The sequence below is a fragment of the Devosia sp. Soil_C_22 genome (genome assembly GCF_057657195.1).
The window spans coordinates 216,040-233,550 of record NZ_JBDGIY010000002.1 but is presented as its reverse complement, the minus strand read 5'-3'; the positions used below and the strand labels follow the sequence as shown (position 1 = coordinate 233,550).

The window sequence follows — 17,511 nt, the reverse complement described above, 5'->3', positions numbered from 1 at the left end:
CGCCGCTTCACACCGCGCTAAGTGCTTCTGCCGATGCAGCATCGCGCCTGCGCGGATGTCGGGCATCATGGCCGGATCAACGGTTGCCTGTGGGGGCTCCCGACCATGTTTGCCGGCCTCAATCGTATCAGCGAGTGGCCCGCCCAACCGGGGCGGCAACGCTCGCGCCTGCTGTCGCACGCGACGATCGTGCTGGTCTTCACGCTGGTGGCGACGGCGATCGTGGGCTTCGTGCACATGAGCGGGCAGCAGCGCGCCATGGCCCAGCTGCGCGCCCAGAGCCAGGAGCTGCGCGGCGTCTACCTGGCCCTCACCGACGGCGAGACCGCGGCGCTGCGCTATTTCGCCGGCGACGCTACCGCCCTCGCGGCCCATGCCCGTCAGGTGGCCGTGCTGCAGGGCAAGGCGGCAAACATCCTGGATCAGCTGCCGCCCATCTCGGTAGCCGGCGCAGAGCCACGACCGGTGCGCGGGCTGATCGATGAACTCGTGGCCGACTGGAATACTGCAATCTCCGCGCGCGGTGCCGGGGACCAGACAGCGGGGCACAGCCTGCTCGCCGGCAGCCCCGCCGCCGAGCTGCAGGCGGCGCTGGGCACCGAGATGGCGCGCGTGCTCGACGACACCGATGCGCGGCTCGCCATGCATGACGAGCGGTTGCAGATGGGCACGCTGCTGGTGCTGGCTCTGCAGCTGGGTGCCGGCGTCCTCGCCATTCTCGGCCTGATCTATGCGTTCCGCTGGAGCGTTTCGGAGGCGGCCCGGCGCGCTGCTGCGGTATCGCAGGCCGACAAATCGCGCGAGCAGGTGTCGCGCCTGTTCGAGATGGCCGATGTGCTGCAATCGGCCTCGGACCATGGCGACGCCAATGCGGTTCTGAAAGCGACCGCGGCCGACCTCGTGCCGGGCTATGCCGGCGCTCTATACGTGTTCAACAACTCACGCGACCGGCTCGTGCTGTCGACGTCCTGGGGCCGGCCCGAGAACGACCGGCTGCCCGAGACGATCAACCCGAACTGGTGCTGGGCGCTGAAGCGGGGCAAGGCCCACGTGAACCGTGGTGACGGTGCAAAGCTGTGCTGCGGGCATCACGATGCCACGAGCGGCGAGTCGACGCTCGAAATCCCGATGATCGCGCGCGGCGAAATCGTCGGTCTGCTGCAGCTGTTCGCCTCGGGCGTCAGTGCGCTCGAGCGGCTCGAGCAGGTGACCGATCTCGGCTCGGCCCTGGCCGACGGCATGAGCCTGGCGCTTGCCAACATGGCGCTGCGCGAAAAGTTGCGGAACCAGGCCCTGCGCGATCCGCTGACCGGCCTCTACAACCGCCGCTACATGGAGGATTGCCTACAGCGCTTTGTACGGCTGGCCGAACGCGAGAACCGCGAGATCTCGCTGCTGATGGTCGATCTCGACCACTTCAAGCGCCTCAACGACGAGCACGGCCACGCCTTCGGCGACCAGGTGCTGCGCGATTCGGCGCTCACCCTGACCGGCTCGCTGCGCGAGACTGACATTGTCTGCCGCTATGGCGGAGAGGAGATCGTCGTCATCCTGCCCGATTGTCCCCTCGAGCGGGCCGCCGATAAGGCGGAGGTGCTTCGCCTCAGGATCGAGGAGCTGAGCAATACCCACGGCGCTGATATCTCGGCCTCGTTCGGTGTCGCTTCGCTGCCCCACACCTCGAACACGGTGCAGGACCTGCTCTCGGCCGCCGACGCGGCGCTCTACAAGGCCAAGCAGGCCGGGCGCAACCAGGTCGCGACGGCGCCGCTACGACCGTTCCGGCTCGACCAGTCCATGGTTAGCGCCGAAACCACGGTCGGTTTCGACGACATGCCGCGGGCGGCAGCGGAATAGCTCAGTATTTTGGCTGGTTCTTCAGCAGCTGGTTCTGCAGCAGCATCTGCTGCGTCTGCAATTGCTGGAGCTGCAGGCGCTGTTGCAGGGCATCGCGCTGCAGCTTGCCTACGGTCGCGTCGAAATCGGATCTGACGCTGCGCTCCACCGTGCTGTCGGCAAGCTCATCCTGGATGCAGATGGTCCGCTTGAGATTGTTCTCGACATAGCCCGTCTGAGCCGTATCCGGCACCTGGTAGCAGTAGGCCGCTGCCGGCGAGGCAAACATTAGGACGGCGATGGAAGCGATGAGCGTGCGCATGGTTTGAATGTGGGTAGCGCAATGCTCGCATGCAAATCACGATCGGGCGCGCGCCGTCGACTGGCGGACGACGAGCTCCACCGACAGCGTATCGCGATGCACTTTGCCGTCGTGGTCGAGAATGGCCTTGACCGCCCGTCGGCCGATCTCCGCGATCGGTTGCGCGATGGTGGTGAGCGGCGGCACGGCCGTTTCGGCCTCCGGCACGCCGTCATAGCCGACAATGGAGATGTCGCCGGGTACCGACAGGCCGCGCTTGCGCAATTCGTCCATGGCGATGAGTGCCACGCGGTCGGACATGGCGAGGATGGCCGTCGGCGGCCTGGTACCGGCGGAGAGGATGTAGTCGACGCCGCGGCGGACGCTCTCCTCGCTCATGCGCGTCTCGTAGATCGGGATGGTGGCGCGATCGACGCCGTAGAGCGCCAGCTCCTCGTAATAGCCCTGCGCGCGGTCGCGCGAGGTGTAGTAGATGGCGCGCTCGAGCCGGGCCGCATCGATCGGTCCCTCGTGCACGTCATCGAGTTCGAGCGACAGGATGCCGTAGCGCCGATGGCCGAGTTCGGCGAGGTGCCGGGCCGCGAGCTGCGCGCCGGCATAATCGTCGATGCCGATGGCCGACACGGTGTCGTCGGGCCGGCCGAGGGCGAGCGCCACGAAGGGGAGCTGACGATCCCGGGTCAGCTCGACCAGCCGCTCGCCATTCTCGATGCAGAGCAGCACGAACCCGTCGACCAGCGCATTCTGGATGTTGGCGGCGAGCCGCTTGTCGTCTTTGGCCGACACCAGCGCCAGGCCCGCGCCATACTGCTCACAGGCCTCGGAAACGCCGCGCATCAACTCGCGGGCGAAGGGATCTTCGAAGAAGTAGGACAGTGTCTCCGCCGTCGCGACGCCGATGGCATTGGATTTTCCGGCCCGCAGCAGGCGCCCGCGTGGATCAGGACCGGCATAACCCAGCTTTCGGGCTGCTTCATGCACGCGCTCGCGAACCTCCTCGCGCACGAGATTGGGGCGGCTGAATACGTTCGATGCCGTGCCCTGCGACACGCCGGCCGCCTTTGCCACGTCGCTCAATCGCACCAGGTCGCGCGCCATGTTCTGCCTTTCATTCCCGCCACGAAGGGTGACATCCCTGTCATATAGCCCGCTTCTTGTATCGGTTCAATTTCCGCTTGACTCACTGTGGATCATACATATGATTGAACCGATTCAAGAGCCATCGCCTGTGGTAATTGAATCGGTTCAAGTCGAAAGGAAACTTGTCATGATCCCCGCCAGCTATCTCTACAAGGATGCCTATCGCCAGCACTGGGGCGAGGACTTCGCCCGCAATTCGGGTGAGGAGCCCTGGGAGGCTCATGTCGATGCCGGCCAGTGGCCGCCGCCCAAGCTGTTCAGCCGGCTCGCGGCCCTGTTCGGCGGCCGGCTTGGCGCCGGAATGCCGGCGTCGGAGACGGTTTGCCCCGACGCCATGACGCACCGCTACGCCTGAAGCCTACTCGGGCCAGGCGCCGCTCTTGCGCTGAGCAGCCTCCTGGTCGAGCGTTTCGGCCGAGATGTCGTCGCGCATGAAATCCTCGATCTCGGAGACCCGGCGGACTTCGACCTCGTCGCCCTCGCCGAGCGGGATCTTCTTGGCCCAGCCGACCGCGTCGGCGAGCGTATCGGCCTTGATGATCCAGAAGCCGCCGACCAGTTCCTTGGCCTCGGCGAACGGGCCATCACGGACCACAGGCTTGCCGCCCTCGATCTTCACCTTGGCGCCGCTGCTCGACGGCATCAGGCCCTCGCCGGCGAGGAGCACGCCCGCATCGATCAGCTCCTGGTTGTACTTGCCCATCTCGACCAGCTGCTCCGAGGTCGGCGGCGGCGACGGTTCCGTCATCTTGATGATGATCATGTAACGCATGGAGGTTTTCTCCCTCTTTCGTGGTGGCGGCGACACTATGCCAACCTCGAACGCCCGCAGCCACCCTCTGTTCAGCCTTGCTTCAGGCAACTGGGCGCAGCTTCCCGGGATTCCTCGGATGGAGCACCGATCATGTCGAAGATCCTGCGTGCCGTATTCGTTGCCCTCGCCCTTTTCTCCACTTCCGCGTTCGCCCAGGTCGGCAAGACCGTCGAGGCACCCGCGCCGGACGCTCGCGATGCCACCTATGTGACCTCGCCGCTGCTGCGCGATCGCGCCATCGCTGCTCTATTCAAGGCCATGGGCGGCGAGCGCCCGGTGTCGAAACTCGAAATCCGCGCCGACCGGATCCTGATGTGGGTGCAGGGCAACGAGGCCGAGTACTACACCGACGAATGGACTGCTTCGCGCATGAAGATTCTCGTGCTCGACCGCGACAGCGTTTCCGGCCCGCGCGCCACCGATGGCGACGGCATCGTCAAGAAGCGCGAAGGCAGCTTCTTCGATATCGATGATGTGGCGCTCGATCGTATCGACGTGATGATCGCCGCGGCCATCGCCATGGCGCAGATGGAGCGGCAGCCGGAGGTCGGCTCGATCACCATCGCGCGGCGCATCTCCATCCTGCCCGAGCCGAGCTATGGCGAGGTGCAGATGACGCTCAACCTCAGCACCGAGCGCGAGACCGCGACCGTCCACGCCGACGCTGCCGGAAATGTGCTGGGGGCCGACCTGGCCGGCACGGCGCGGGCCCAGCGGCTCGACCTGATCGACGACGATGACTGGCCGATGGCCGAGGCCCAGCACCGCATTGCCGAAGCGCTGGGGAGCAAGCGCCTGCACGAACTGCGCATCTACAACAGCTACGTCTTCTTCCAGGCCGAGCATGCCACCCAGGACAACATGACCCGCGACTATTCGTGGAACCTCGGCGGCGTCACCATGGGCCTCGAGATGGAGGACGTTTTCGCCGACATGCGCGACACCGCCGCGTTCGCCATGTCCGAGATCGATCTCGCCAAGCTCCCCGAGATCAAGCGCGCCGCGCTCGCCGCCTTCCAGTCGGAGGGCGCGAAGATCACCTATATCGATGCCGACAAGCCGACCGACCGCCCCGGTCAGCCCGAGCTCATCTGGACCGTCGACCTCAGGCAGGCCGATGGCGAGGAGGGCAAGGTTCTGCTCGACGCCAGCGCCAAGGTGGTGGAAGTCATCCTGCCCGAAAGCCGCATTGCCGCCAGTGCCGAGCCGTGGCTGGCGCCGGCTACGGTGGCGCAGACGCTGCGGCGGCTTGAACAGGCCTTCGGACCGGACGCCAAATACGGCGAAATCCTGCTCAATGACACGCAGGGGAGCGTTCTGGTCGAAGACCCGCAGGCCCCCGGCAGCATGGCGAGCTTCATCGTCGACCGCCAGTCCGTGACCCGCTTCGGCACGCCGATGCCGTGGGAAGCCGAGCTCAATCCCACTCGCACCTTCACCATCGCCGAGCTCTCGCCGCTGGACGAGGCCGAAATCGGCACTCTCGCCGCGCGCACGTTGACGCGCATGGACCTGCCGGGTGCGGCGGTGTTCCGCTACACCTTCACGCGCAATGCGCTGCTGATGAACCCCGAGGACAGCCGCCTGCTGGTCGAAATCCGCGCCGGCAAGGATGACGGCTGGACAGGTGGCTGGGTGACATACGATCTCGACGGCAAGGAAGCCGATGTGATGCTGCCATGAAACCAGATCGGAGTTTGGCGGTGCGCTCGGCATCGCGCTGCTCGGCATCGGCAGCGCCCATGCCGCCGCGGAAGACCTGCCCGCGGGTGGACTAACACTGCTCGAGGCGTCCCGGGTCGCCTATGCCGACACCATGCTGGCAGCGACACTGGTCAGCGCCGCTATGGTCATTGTCGCGGCCCTGATCTCGGTGCTGATGTTCCGTCGCATGAGAGCCGCAGCGGCTTAAGAATAAAGGGCCCGGATCGATCCGATCCGGGCCCTTTTCATACCTGCGACGACCGCGCCTTACTCGGCGGCGGGAGCGTCTTCCCTGGCCTTTTCCTTGCCGGTCTCCTGGTCGATGACCTTCATCGACAGCTTGACCTTGCCGCGCTCGTCGAAGCCGAGGAGCTTGACCCACACCTTGTCGCCTTCCTTGACGACGTCGGTGGTCTTGCCCACGCGCTGGTCGGCGAGCTGGCTGATGTGGACGAGGCCGTCCTTGGCGCCGAAGAAGTTCACGAACGCACCGAAATCGGCGGTCTTGACCACGGTGCCCTGGTAGATGGCGCCGACTTCCGGCTCATCGGTGATGCCCTTGATCCACTTGATCGCGGCGTCGATCGCCTTGCCGTCCGAGGACGAGACCTTCACCGTGCCGTCGTCGTTGATGTCGATCTTGGCACCGGTCTTCTCGACGATCTCGCGGATCACCTTGCCGCCGGTGCCGATCACTTCGCGGATCTTGTCGGTCGGGATGGTGATGGTCTCGATGCGCGGGGCGAACTCGCCCACGCTCGAACGCGAGGTGTCGAGCGCCTTGGCCATCTCGCCCAGGATGTGCTCGCGGCCGCCCTTGGCCTGACCGAGCGCGACCTTCATGATCTCCTCGGTGATGCCGGCGATCTTGATGTCCATCTGCAGCGAGGTGACGCCATCGGCGGTGCCCGCAACCTTGAAGTCCATGTCGCCCAGGTGATCTTCGTCACCCAGGATGTCGGACAGTACGGCGTAGCGGTCGCCTTCGAGGATGAGGCCCATGGCGATACCCGCCACCGGCTTCTTCATCGGCACGCCGGCATCCATCAGGGCCAGCGAGGTGCCGCACACGGTCGCCATCGAGGACGAGCCGTTCGACTCGGTGATCTCGGAGACGACGCGGATGGTGTAGGGGAACTCTTCGGCCTTGGGGCGGATCGGGTTGATGGCGCGCCAGGCGAGCTTGCCATGGCCGATTTCGCGGCGGCCGGGCGAGCCCATGCGGCCAGCTTCGCCGACCGAGTAGGGCGGGAAGTTGTAGTGCAGCATGAAGTTCACCTTGCCGGTGCCTTCGAGGCTGTCGACGAACTGCTCGTCGTCGCCCGTGCCGAGGGTCGCGACCACGAGGGCCTGCGTCTCGCCGCGGGTGAAGATGGCCGAGCCGTGCGTACGCGGCAGCACGCCGACTTCCGCCAGGATCGGGCGGACGGTGACGAGGTCACGACCGTCGATGCGGGTCTTGGTGTCGAGGATGTTCCAGCGGACGATCTTGGCCTGGAGGTTATGGACGACTTCGCCCAGGTCCTCGGCCGACACGGTGCCAGCTTCGATCTGGGAAGCGAAGTGCTCCTTCACTTTGGCGTTGGCGGCATCGACCGCCGCGTAGCGCTGGGCCTTGTCGGTGATCTTGTAGGCGGCGCGCAGGTCGGCCTCGGCAACGGCGAGGACGTCCTTTTCGAGCGCCGAGTAGTCGGGAGCAGTGAACTCGCGCGGCTCCTTGGCAGCCAGTTCGGCGAGCTTGATGATCGCTTCGATGACCTTCTGCGATGCGGCATGGCCGAACATCACGGCGCCGAGCATGACTTCCTCGCTCAGTTCCTGAGCTTCGGACTCCACCATCAGCACGGCGTCGTAGGTGCCGGCCATGACGAGATCGAGCTTGCTGTCGGCGCGTCTGTCGACCGCCAGGTTCAGGACGTACTCGCCATCAACGTACCCGACGCGGGCGGCGCCGATCGGGCCCATGAACGGCACGCCGGAAATGGTCAGAGCCGCGGAGGTGGCGACCATGGCCAGCACGTCCGGGTTGTTCTCCATGTCGTGCTGGAGAACGGTGACGATGACCTGGGTCTCGTTCTTGTAGCCTTCCGGGAAGAGCGGACGGATCGGACGGTCGATCAGCCGGCTGACCAGCGTCTCGTTCTCGGTCGGACGGCCTTCACGCTTGAAGTAGCCGCCCGGGATCTTGCCGGCGGCGAAGTATTTTTCCTGATAGTTGACGGTCAGGGGGAAGAAGTCCTGGCCCGGCTTCGGCTTCTTGGCCGAAACGACAGTGGCGAGAACCACGGTCTCGCCCAGCGTGGCGAGCACGGCGCCGTCCGCCTGGCGGGCGATCTTGCCGGTCTCGAGGGTGAGGGGCTGGCCGCCCCAGTTGAGTTCGACTTTGTGGTGGTCGAATTTGATGGGCATAGTGCCTCGTCTTTCCATTCTGCCGGAATGAGCGGGAACGCGGGGGCGTAGCCACCCCGCGAACTCATCCGGTGTGCCAGCGGACGGAACCACCCCATGTGGTCCGCCAGCCCAAAATCGGCACGGTTTCCGCGCTGACTCCGCTGTCTAGGCGGGCGGAACATGGACAAGACGATGAGCCGCTCATGTCTGTTGCCGGTACTCGCTCGTTCGAACCGCAAAAGTCTGCAACTTTTGCTGAACAAGCTCCGGGAACGAGAGTGCCGTCTGGCACCGTGAGCGGCCGATGATCTCGCCATGCTCCGCGTAGATCGTCAGCCTACGCATGACCGGTCCATGGACCGGAAAGGATCGCGGGGCGTACCCCGCGACCAAGTCGATAACCCGTCCGCCTTAGCGGCGCAGGCCCAGGCGCTCGATCAGCGCCTTGTAGCGCGTCTCGTCGTTCTTCTTGACGTAGTCGAGAAGCCGGCGGCGCGTCGAAACCATCTTCAGCAGACCACGGCGGGAATGGTTGTCCTTGCTGTGGGTCTTGAAGTGTTCGGTCAGATTGGCGATACGCTCGGACAGGATCGCGACCTGGACTTCCGGCGAGCCGGTGTCGTCCTTCTTGGTGGCGAAATCCTTGATGAGCTCAGTCTTCCGCTCTGCGGTAACCGACATCGTACTGGTCCTTTCAATTGAGGATCATCGGACGCTGACACCCGGGATGTCGTCCAGGTGGAGCCATGAGCAGTGCCGGCAAGCCGGAACTTGGCGCGCTCTATAGGGGAAACAGGCCCGGAACACCAGTTATTTGTCGGGCGTGCCGCCGTCGCCGTTCAGCGCCTCGGTGGGATCAAGCGAACTCAGCGGAATGGTGAAGCGCCAGGTAATGCCGCGCTCGTGCACCTCGCGCACCACCTCACCATGGAGCGAACGGCCGACCATGTTCTCGAGCACGGTGGTGCCGAAGCCGCGGCGCGGCGTAGCCGCACCCGGTGCGCTGCCCTGCTCGTGCCACACGAAGGCAACCGCGTCGCCTGCGCGTTCCCAGGTCACGGCAAGGTGGCCGCCCTCCTTGGAGAAGGCGCCGTACTTCACTGCATTCGTGGCGAGTTCGTGCGCCGCCATGCCGAGGATCTGTGCAGCCTGCGCGTTGAGCCGCAGGCTCGGGCCTTCGACCACCACCAGCTTGCCGTCGACTGGACAGAACGGATCGATCTGGCCCACCAGCAGCTCGCGCAGGTCGACGCCGGCGACGCCGTGCGCCAGCAGCAGGTCGGTCGAACGTGCGAGGCCGAAGATCCGCCGCTCGAAGCTCTGCACGAATTCGGGCACCGTCTCCGCGCCACGCGCGGTCTGCTTGGCCATGGCCGCAATGACGGTCATCTGGTTCTTGGAGCGATGCGCCAGCTCGCGCATCAGGAAGCGCACCTCGGTCTCCGCGGCCTGTCGCCGGCGCGAGGCATCTCCGATGGCGGCCGACACGGTCTCGATCTCCTCGATCGGATAGAAGCGCGCCTCGACCGGCTGACCGGCACCCAGCCGTTTGGCATCGGCCTCGAGGCCATGCACCGACCGCCCGATCTGCAGGCTCACCGCGTAGATGACCAGCACCACCAGCGCCGCCAGCAGCACGCCGCCGGCGAGCAGCGACCAGAAGGCGTCATTGAGGGGACGGCGCACCACATCCTCGTCGGCCCAGGCTACCAGCGACCATCCGGTGAGGATCGACTGCTGCGTCACCACCACGATATCGCCGGCCGAAGACGGCAGCGTCCGCCAGCCGGCGGTTGACCCTAGTTCCGCCACCGGCAGCAGGTCGAAGGCGCTGCCTGTGCTGCCGGCATCGCCGGAACCGGCGACGATGACGCCTTTGCGGTCGACCAGTGCGACGTTCCAGCCATCGGGCATGCGGCTTGCCAGGAGCGCCAGCGACATCTGGCTGGCCGGGCGGCTGAAGCCGAGGATCAGTGGCTCGCGCTCTGCGGGAAAGATCGGCAGCAGGATGTTGACCACCCATTGCTTCGACAGCCTGCCGATCACCGCATCGGACACCGCCACATCGCCTGTGGTCAGCGCGCGCTGCGCTGTCTCGGTATCGCTGACCTGCACGCGCTGCTGTTCGGAAATCGGCGTCCGCGTCGACAGGTCCGATGTCATGTCGGGATGGACGATGTAGATGAACGCGCCGGTATCAGCCAGCGCCTGGGTGACCCGGGAGTGGAACTCGGGATAGTCGGCTTCGGTCACCGGTGGGGTCGTCGCGAGCAGACGCAGCGTCGTGATGTTGGCGTTGATCTCGCGATCGACGGTCTGGACGATGGCCCGCGCGTTGCCGGTGATCAGCGTTTCGACCACCCGCTCCTGTGCCTCGTTGTTGCGCTGCAGCAGGACGGCCGAGAACACGAATGCAGGTACCAGCGCCACCAGCGCCAGCACGAAAAGATATACAGCTATGGGGCGGGAACGCGGGGCACGTCGGCGCATTGCCACGCCGCCTTCCACGGGGGCAGTCCCGTCAGCCATCAATTTCGGCAGGCATACCTGGGCCCCTGGTTGCACTAGGCTCCCATAACGCACTGGTATGGTTTTGGTTGCAACCCGAGAGCTTAGGCTGCAAGCACTCGTGATGGCTTGAACTGGCCGAATTCGACCCGCCCGAGCGCCACCGCGGCGCCGGCGCAACTGGCCCAGCATTCATCGAGCGCGATCGGCGCGCCGGCGCCGGTGAGCAGCACCGGGTTGCCGTGACGTACGGTGCTAACCTGCTCCGGCGTCAGGCGAATTTCGGCGAGGCCGGTGAGGCCGGCGGCGACCGGACGGAGTAGCGAATCGCGGTTTTCAGCGGCTTCCAGCGTGGATAAGTCGACCGCGATGGCCTCGGAGAAGGGGCCGACGGCGGTGCGGCGGAGCGCGATGACATGGCCGAACGTGCCCAGATGCCGGGCGAGATCGCGGGCGAGGGAGCGGACATAGGTGCCCTTCTCGCAGGTCATCTCGAGCGTTGCGGTTTCTTCAGTGGAGTCAATGAGTTGCACCGCTTCGACATAGACCGGACGCGGCGCGAGCTCGACCACCTCGCCGGCGCGGGCGAGGTCGTAGGCGCGCTCGCCGTCGATCTTGATGGCGGAAAAGGCGGGCGGCGCCTGCATGATTTCGCCGGTAAAGGTCGGGAGCGCTGCCCTGATTTCATCGCCAGTTGGACGCATCGATGAACGGTTGCTGACGATTCCTTCAGCATCGTCGGTCGTCGTCTCCTCGCCCCACTTGATGGTGAAGCGATAGACCTTCTGTCCGTCCTGCATGACGGGCACGGTCTTGGTCGCTTCGCCGAGCGCGATGGGCAGGATGCCGGTGGCCAGCGGATCGAGCGTGCCGGCATGGCCGGCCTTCTTCGCCTCGAACAGCCAGCGGACTTTGCCGACGGCCTGGGTCGAGGTCATGTCATACGGCTTGTCGAGAACGATCCAACCCGAGACGTCGCGTTTCGCGCGCTTCCCGCCGGTCATTCCTCGTCGTCGTCCTTGTTCAGGTCGCGCTGCACGCGGTCGGAGCGCAGCAGGGCGTCGATCTTGCCGAACTCATCGAACGTGTTGTCGACGAAGAAACGCAGGTCGGGCGCGAACTTGAGGTCGAGCTCGGGCGCGATGCGGCCGCGGATGAAGCGATGGTGGCGGTTGAGCGCCGCGACCACTTCCTCGGCGCCCTCGCCGCCCAGCGGCATGACATAGGCATTGGCCAGTTTCAGGTCCGGCGTCATGCGCACTTCGGGCACGGTGATGACCTTGCCCTCGAGCAGGCTATCCTCGATCTCGCCCCGGGCGAGCACGTTGGACAGCGCGTGGCGCACGAGCTCGCCGACGCGCAGCATGCGCTGGCTCGGACCTGTCGGCTTATGGGTATCGCGTTTCATTTGCCCGAGTTAGGCGCTTGCCTGCCTGTCGTCAACTTGCCCTTGGAGGCTACGAGCCGCTCCAGCCCGTCGAGCAAGACACCCAACCCGAAATCGAAGGCCCGGTCCGGATCGCCGAGGCCGTAGAGCTCACCAACGACCGGGCCGACGCGCGATGCCACGGGGTAGGGCGAGAAGTCGATCGTTTCGAGGAAGGGAGCTATCCGGTACCACCACTCGTCGTCGCTCATGCCGGTCTGTTCCTTGACCATGCGGGCCCGCGCCACGTCGCGCACGGCGCCGTAGACATAGTTGGCGAACATGGTGACCGACATGTCGATCTCGACCTCATCGAGCCCGATGCCGTCGAGTGCGCTGAGGAAGGTTTCGTAGGCACGCAGCGTGTTGGGTCCGAGCGCCGGGCGGTGCGTGCTGATCTGCAACACCCACGGATGGCGCAGATAATGGGCGCGGAACTCGCGGGCGAGGAAGGTGATATTGGCGCGCCACTGCGCCGGATCGAATACCTGGATCACCGGGGGCGCGTCCCCCTCCGCCCGTGCCACGGCATCCAGCATGAGGTCGAGCAGCACCGCCTTGTCGGGAATATGGGTGTAAAAGCTCATCGGCGAGATGCCCACCGCGTCGGCAACCCGTCGGGTAGATACCGCGTCTATCCCTTCGGCATCAGCAATGGCCACGGCCGCGGCCACCAGGTCGGCGACGCCGACCTTCGATTTCGGTCCGCGCCTCGGAGCAGGGGCCTTGCCCCACAGCAGTTCCAGCGTCCGGATGGGATCGCCCCGTCCGGCAATTTCCTCGGCCATCAAAGCTCCAAAAATAACTCTTTACACTGTACGGGATTCGCTCTAGAGCAAACTCCGTACACTGCACATTGTTAGCGCCGGCCGACGGAAATGTCGAGGCGCAAGTCGAAATCGCTGCTGCTGACACGACATGTCAGTGGCTGGCGCTAGCTTTTCCCCGCTGCGACAGAGGAGGGACCGATGATCCATGCCCGCGGACTGAAGCGGAGTTTCAAGAGCAAGACCGAAACGGTCGAAGCCGTGCGCGGCCTCGACCTCGATGTCGCCGAGGGGGAGATGGTCGCTTTCCTCGGCCCGAACGGAGCCGGCAAATCGACCTCGGTCCGCATGCTGACGACGCTGCTGCCGCCGACTGCGGGTGAGGCAAGCGTCGGTGGCTTCGACGTGCTGCGCGAGCCCGCCGCCGTGCGCCGCCATCTCGGCTATGTCGGCCAGGGCGCCGGCGCCGGTGGCTATCACCGGGTGCGCGACGAGCTCGTGACGCAAGGGCTGGCGCAGCAGATGAGCAAGGCGGACTCGCGCCGGCGCGCCGACGAACTGATTGGCATGCTGGAACTGACCGGGCTCGAGCAGCGCACCGGCATGACCCTGTCGGGCGGGCAGAAGCGCCGGCTCGACGTGGCGCTGGGGCTTATGCACAGCCCGAAGGTCCTGTTCCTCGACGAGCCCTCCACCGGGCTCGACCCGCATAGCCGCGCCAACCTCTGGGAGCACATCCTGAAGCTCAAGCGAGCGACCGGGATGACGGTGTTCCTGACCACCCACTATCTCGACGAGGCCGATTCCATGGCCGAGCGGGTGATGATCATGGACCACGGCCAGGTGATCGCCAACGACACGCCCGAGCGGCTGAAGGCCAATCTCGCCGGCGATCGCATCACCGTGGATGCGGACGGCGCCGAGACGGCGGCGGAAGTAGCGGCCAATCTGCCCGAGGCCCGCGACATCGTGCGCGACGGGGCGCGGGTGGGCGTGACGGTGAAGGGCGGTGAAGTCGTGCTGCCCGAGTTCATCCGAGCGCTCGACGCGCGTGGGGCAAGGGTGCTGGCGGCCAATGTGCGGCGGCCGACGCTGGACGACGTGTTCCTTGGGTTGACCGGCAGGTCGCTGCGGGAGAGCGCAGCATGAAGGGGCCGTTTGCACCGATACGGGGGCGGGCGCTGGTTGCGCCTCGATCTCTCGCTCCCCTCCCCCTTGCGGGGAGGGGCTTGGGGGTGGGGGTCCACCAGATGATCACCGCACCACCCCCACCCTCGTTCCCTCCCCTCGAGGGGGAGGGAGGCCCGACTGCACCTTCGACGCGCAACGCCGGCTGGTGGCTGGCGCTGCTTCCATGCTCCAAGGAGACCCAATCATGAGTTTCGTTCGCGACGTCGCGACTTCGTTCAATCGCGAGATGAAGCCGACTCTGGCCGATCCGTCGTGGATGGCCTTCGGGCTGGTGCAGCCGATCCTCTATCTCGCCTTCTTCGTGCCGCTGCTCGATGTCGGCGGTTCGACCGGGGCGGCGTTGCAATGGTTCGTGCCGGGGATGATCGTGATGCTCACCCTGTTCGGCACCGCCATGGTGGGCTGGAGCCTGACCGAGGAGCTGATGAGTGGCGTGCTCGAGCGCTTCCTCGCGACCCCGATGAGCCGGCCGGCCATCATCTTCGGTCGTTCGCTCAAGGAGATGTTTCCGCTCGCCCTGCAGGCGCTGGCGCTGATCATCCTCGCCTGGCCGTTCGGCATGCAGCTCCATCCGCTGCAGATGCTCTTCGGGCTGGCCGTGCTGGCGCTGTTCGGCGCCGGCGTCGCCGCGCTGTCCTATGCGCTGGCGATTGCGGCCCGGCACAATACCTCGCTGTTCTACATGGTGAGCCAGTCGGTGGCGCTGCCGCTGATGCTGCTCGGCGGCGTGTTGCTGCCGATCGAGAACGGCCCGGGCTGGCTGTATGTGGCGAGCCGGTTCAACCCGCTGACTTACCTGGTGGAGGCTGAGCGTGCACTGTTCGTGGGCGAGTTCTTCTCGCTGACGGTGCTGTGGGGGGTGGTGGTGGCGCTGGCTGTCGCCGTGGTCGGGCTGAGCATCGGGGCTCGGGCGATCAGGCGGGCGAGTTTGTAGTTCTGGTGCGTGTGGCTCCACCCCACCCACCCGCTTCGCGGGTCCCCCCTCCCCATCAAGGGGAGGGAAATCGGTGCACCGGGTCGTCAGTCGGGTCTCCCTCCCCCTTGTGGGGAGGGGGGACCGGCGGAGCCGGTGGGTGGGGGTGCCCCACGCCCTTGACGGCTGAGTTCAGACTCAGTATTCAACCGATCGGTAAAATAAGGACGCAGCGATGTCGGTGTATGGTTCGATCAGGATCCGTGGGGCGCGGGAGAACAACCTCAAGAATGTCTCGCTCGATATCCCCAAGCGGAAGATCACCGTGTTCACCGGCGTTTCCGGTTCGGGCAAAAGCTCGCTCGTCTTCGGCACCATCGCGGCCGAAAGCCAGCGGCTGATCAACGAGACCTATCCCGCCTTCGTCCAGCAGTTCATGCCGCATTATGGCCAGCCCGACGCGGACGAACTCGAGAACATCTCCGCCGCCATCATCGTCGACCAGCAACGGCTGGGCGGCAATTCGCGCTCGACCGTGGCGACGGTGACCGATGCCGCGCAGATGCTGCGCGTGATCTTCTCGCGGCTGGCGGAGCCGAAGCTCGGCGCGCCCGGGCTCTATTCCTACAACGACCCGCGCGGCATGTGCCCCGATTGCGAAGGCATCGGCATGGTCGCCGCCATGGACATGAGCGCGGTGCTCGACGAGAGCAAATCGCTGAACGAGGGCGCGCTGCTGCCCAAGGACTTTGCCCGCGACAGCTGGTGGTGGGAGATCTACGCCAATTCCGGCCTGTTCGACCTGGACAAGCCGATCAGCAAATACAGTGCCGAGGAGCGCGAGAACCTGCTGAACCTCGATGATGGCCGCAAGATCAAGGTCGGCAAGATCGGGCTGACCTATGAGGGTGTGGTCGCCAAGCTGAAGAAGGGACTGGGCTCCAAGGACCCCGAGACGCTGCAGCCGCATGTCCGGCGCGAGTACGACCTGATCTTCACGCGCGCCGTCTGCCCGGCCTGCCATGGGACGCGGCTCAACGCGGCGGGGATCGGCAGCAAGCTCAACGGCAAGTCGATTGCCGACTGCTCGGCCATGCAGGTCTCCGACCTGGCGCCCTTCATCCGGGCGCTCGAAGCGCCGTCGATGCAGCCGATGATCGAGGCGCTGGCCTCGCGGCTCGAAAACCTCGTGATCATCGGGCTCGGCTACCTGTCGCTCGACCGGGAGAGCTCGACATTGTCGGGCGGCGAGAGCCAGCGGGTGAAGATGGTGCGGCACCTCGGCTCGTCGCTGACCGACATCACCTATGTGTTTGACGAACCTAGCGTTGGGCTCCATCCGCATGACGTGGGGCGGCTCGCCGGGCTGATGCAGCAGCTGCGCGACAAGGGCAACACGGTGCTGATCGTCGAGCATAAGCCGGACATGATCGCCATTGCCGACCATGTGGTGGACATGGGGCCGCGCGCCGGTTCGAAGGGCGGCGAGGTGGTCTACGAGGGTGATTATGCCGGGCTTCTGGCGAGCGGCACGCTGACCGGCAGCCACATCAACAAGCACCAGCCGATCAAGACCGAGGGCCGCAAGCCGCGGGGCGAGCTAAAGATCGAGCACGCGAGGACCAACAACCTGCGCGATGTGTCGGTGGGCATTCCCGAGGGCGTTCTGACCGTGGTGACGGGTGTCGCCGGAGCGGGAAAGAGCTCGCTGGTCCAGGCTAATCTACCCAAAAACTACCCGAATACCGTCATCATAGACCAGAATTTGAGCCGTGGTTCATCGAGGTCCAACACCGCGACCTATACCGGCATTCTCGACAACGTGCGCAAGGCCTTCGCCAAGGCGAATGGGGTCGAGGCCTCGCTGTTCTCGGCCAACTCGAAAGGCGCCTGCCCGGACTGCAAGGGGCTGGGCGTCGTGTACACCGACCTCGCCCACATGGACCCGGTGGCGAGCGTCTGCGAGACGTGCGAGGGCAAGCGCTTCACCGACGAGGTGCTGCAGCACAAGCTGCGCGGCAAGGCCATCTCCGACGTCTACGAGATGTCGATCACCGACGCGGTGGCCTATTTCACCGAGCCGGCCATCGCCAAGATCCTGCAGGGGCTCGAGGATGTGGGGCTCGGCTATTTGACGCTGGGCCAGCCGCTCTCGACCCTGTCGGGCGGCGAGCGGCAGCGGCTGAAGCTCGCGGCCGAGCTCGGCAAATCCGGCAATATCTACGTGCTCGACGAGCCGACCACCGGGCTGCACATGAACGATGTGGACACCCTGATCGGACTGTTCGACCGGCTGGTCGATGCGGGGTCCACCGTGGTGGTGATCGAGCACAATCTCGATGTGATCAGCCGGGCGGACTGGGTCATCGACATGGGTCCGGGCGCCGGGCACGAGGGTGGCGCGGTGGTGTTCGAGGGCGCGCCGGCGGGGTTGTTGGACGCGAACGGGAGTTTGACGGGGGCGGCGCTCAAGGCGCGGGGGTAGGATCAGATTGCTCG

The 17,511-nt window shown here is 65.7% G+C and carries 15 protein-coding genes; 6 read left to right on the top strand and 9 right to left on the bottom strand.

Annotation, left to right across the window (positions count from 1 at the left end; all coding sequences use genetic code 11):
- Nucleotides 1–105: 105 nt before the first annotated feature.
- Complete coding sequence (locus AC3A6I_RS18160) at nucleotides 106–1,857, top strand: GGDEF domain-containing protein (RefSeq protein ID WP_487545273.1); 1,752 nt, start codon at nucleotides 106–108, stop codon at nucleotides 1,855–1,857.
- Between the two features lies 1 nt (nucleotide 1,858).
- On the opposite strand, the gene AC3A6I_RS18155 is transcribed toward AC3A6I_RS18160, so the two are convergent.
- Both AC3A6I_RS18155 and AC3A6I_RS18150 read right to left on the bottom strand, forming a co-directional pair.
- Nucleotides 1,859–2,158 carry a hypothetical protein gene (locus tag AC3A6I_RS18155; protein WP_487545272.1) on the bottom strand — a complete coding sequence of 100 codons (300 nt, stop codon included), beginning with the start codon at nucleotides 2,156–2,158 and terminating at the stop codon, nucleotides 1,859–1,861.
- Between the two features lie 36 nt (nucleotides 2,159–2,194).
- A complete protein-coding gene (locus AC3A6I_RS18150) occupies nucleotides 2,195–3,256 on the bottom strand; it encodes a LacI family DNA-binding transcriptional regulator (RefSeq protein ID WP_487545271.1) in 1,062 nt (353 codons plus the stop codon).
- A 169-nt stretch (nucleotides 3,257–3,425) separates the two neighbouring features.
- Here AC3A6I_RS18150 and AC3A6I_RS18145 point away from each other — a divergent pair, with 169 nt between their 5' ends.
- Nucleotides 3,426–3,653, top strand: coding sequence for a hypothetical protein (locus AC3A6I_RS18145; protein WP_487545270.1), 228 nt, complete (start codon nucleotides 3,426–3,428; stop codon nucleotides 3,651–3,653).
- 3 nt (nucleotides 3,654–3,656) lie between these two features.
- Here AC3A6I_RS18145 and AC3A6I_RS18140 read toward each other — a convergent pair whose 3' ends face one another.
- Nucleotides 3,657–4,070 carry a YciI family protein gene (locus AC3A6I_RS18140; RefSeq protein WP_487545269.1) on the bottom strand — a complete coding sequence of 138 codons (414 nt, stop codon included), beginning with the start codon at nucleotides 4,068–4,070 and terminating at the stop codon, nucleotides 3,657–3,659.
- 132 nt (nucleotides 4,071–4,202) lie between these two features.
- On the opposite strand from AC3A6I_RS18140, the gene AC3A6I_RS18135 reads away from it, so the two are divergent.
- Nucleotides 4,203–5,795: a hypothetical protein gene (locus AC3A6I_RS18135; RefSeq protein ID WP_487545268.1), complete on the top strand. Its 1,593-nt coding sequence runs from the start codon at nucleotides 4,203–4,205 to the stop codon at nucleotides 5,793–5,795.
- A 288-nt stretch (nucleotides 5,796–6,083) separates the two neighbouring features.
- Here AC3A6I_RS18135 and pnp read toward each other — a convergent pair whose 3' ends face one another.
- The 6 genes from pnp to AC3A6I_RS18105 all read right to left on the bottom strand — a co-directional run bounded on the left by pnp (nucleotide 6,084) and on the right by AC3A6I_RS18105 (nucleotide 12,929).
- Nucleotides 6,084–8,225 (bottom strand): polyribonucleotide nucleotidyltransferase, encoded by a 2,142-nt coding sequence (gene pnp, locus AC3A6I_RS18130; protein WP_487545267.1) that lies wholly within the window; start codon nucleotides 8,223–8,225, stop codon nucleotides 6,084–6,086.
- A gap of 393 nt (nucleotides 8,226–8,618) precedes the next feature.
- On the bottom strand, nucleotides 8,619–8,888 hold the full coding sequence (gene rpsO, locus AC3A6I_RS18125) for a 30S ribosomal protein S15 (protein ID WP_487545266.1): 270 nt from the start codon (nucleotides 8,886–8,888) through the stop codon (nucleotides 8,619–8,621).
- Between the two features lie 129 nt (nucleotides 8,889–9,017).
- Nucleotides 9,018–10,697 (bottom strand): sensor histidine kinase, encoded by a 1,680-nt coding sequence (locus AC3A6I_RS18120; RefSeq protein ID WP_487545265.1) that lies wholly within the window; start codon nucleotides 10,695–10,697, stop codon nucleotides 9,018–9,020.
- 122 nt (nucleotides 10,698–10,819) lie between these two features.
- Complete coding sequence (gene truB / locus AC3A6I_RS18115; RefSeq protein ID WP_487545264.1) at nucleotides 10,820–11,719, bottom strand: tRNA pseudouridine(55) synthase TruB; 900 nt, start codon at nucleotides 11,717–11,719, stop codon at nucleotides 10,820–10,822.
- Nucleotides 11,716–12,123 (bottom strand): 30S ribosome-binding factor RbfA, encoded by a 408-nt coding sequence (gene rbfA, locus AC3A6I_RS18110; protein ID WP_487545263.1) that lies wholly within the window; start codon nucleotides 12,121–12,123, stop codon nucleotides 11,716–11,718. The genes truB and rbfA overlap by 4 nt, the downstream gene beginning before the upstream one ends.
- Nucleotides 12,120–12,929: a TetR/AcrR family transcriptional regulator C-terminal domain-containing protein gene (locus tag AC3A6I_RS18105; RefSeq protein ID WP_487545262.1), complete on the bottom strand. Its 810-nt coding sequence runs from the start codon at nucleotides 12,927–12,929 to the stop codon at nucleotides 12,120–12,122. Before AC3A6I_RS18105 ends, rbfA begins: the two co-directional genes overlap by 4 nt.
- Before the next feature lie 180 nt (nucleotides 12,930–13,109).
- On the opposite strand from AC3A6I_RS18105, the gene AC3A6I_RS18100 reads away from it, so the two are divergent.
- From AC3A6I_RS18100 to AC3A6I_RS18090, 3 genes are all read left to right on the top strand, one after another.
- On the top strand, nucleotides 13,110–14,057 hold the full coding sequence (locus tag AC3A6I_RS18100) for an ATP-binding cassette domain-containing protein (RefSeq protein WP_487545261.1): 948 nt from the start codon (nucleotides 13,110–13,112) through the stop codon (nucleotides 14,055–14,057).
- 226 nt (nucleotides 14,058–14,283) lie between these two features.
- Complete coding sequence (locus tag AC3A6I_RS18095) at nucleotides 14,284–15,033, top strand: ABC transporter permease (protein WP_487545260.1); 750 nt, start codon at nucleotides 14,284–14,286, stop codon at nucleotides 15,031–15,033.
- Between the two features lie 214 nt (nucleotides 15,034–15,247).
- Nucleotides 15,248–17,497 carry an ATP-binding cassette domain-containing protein gene (locus AC3A6I_RS18090; protein WP_487545259.1) on the top strand — a complete coding sequence of 750 codons (2,250 nt, stop codon included), beginning with the start codon at nucleotides 15,248–15,250 and terminating at the stop codon, nucleotides 17,495–17,497.
- The last annotated feature ends 14 nt before the right edge of the window (nucleotides 17,498–17,511 follow it).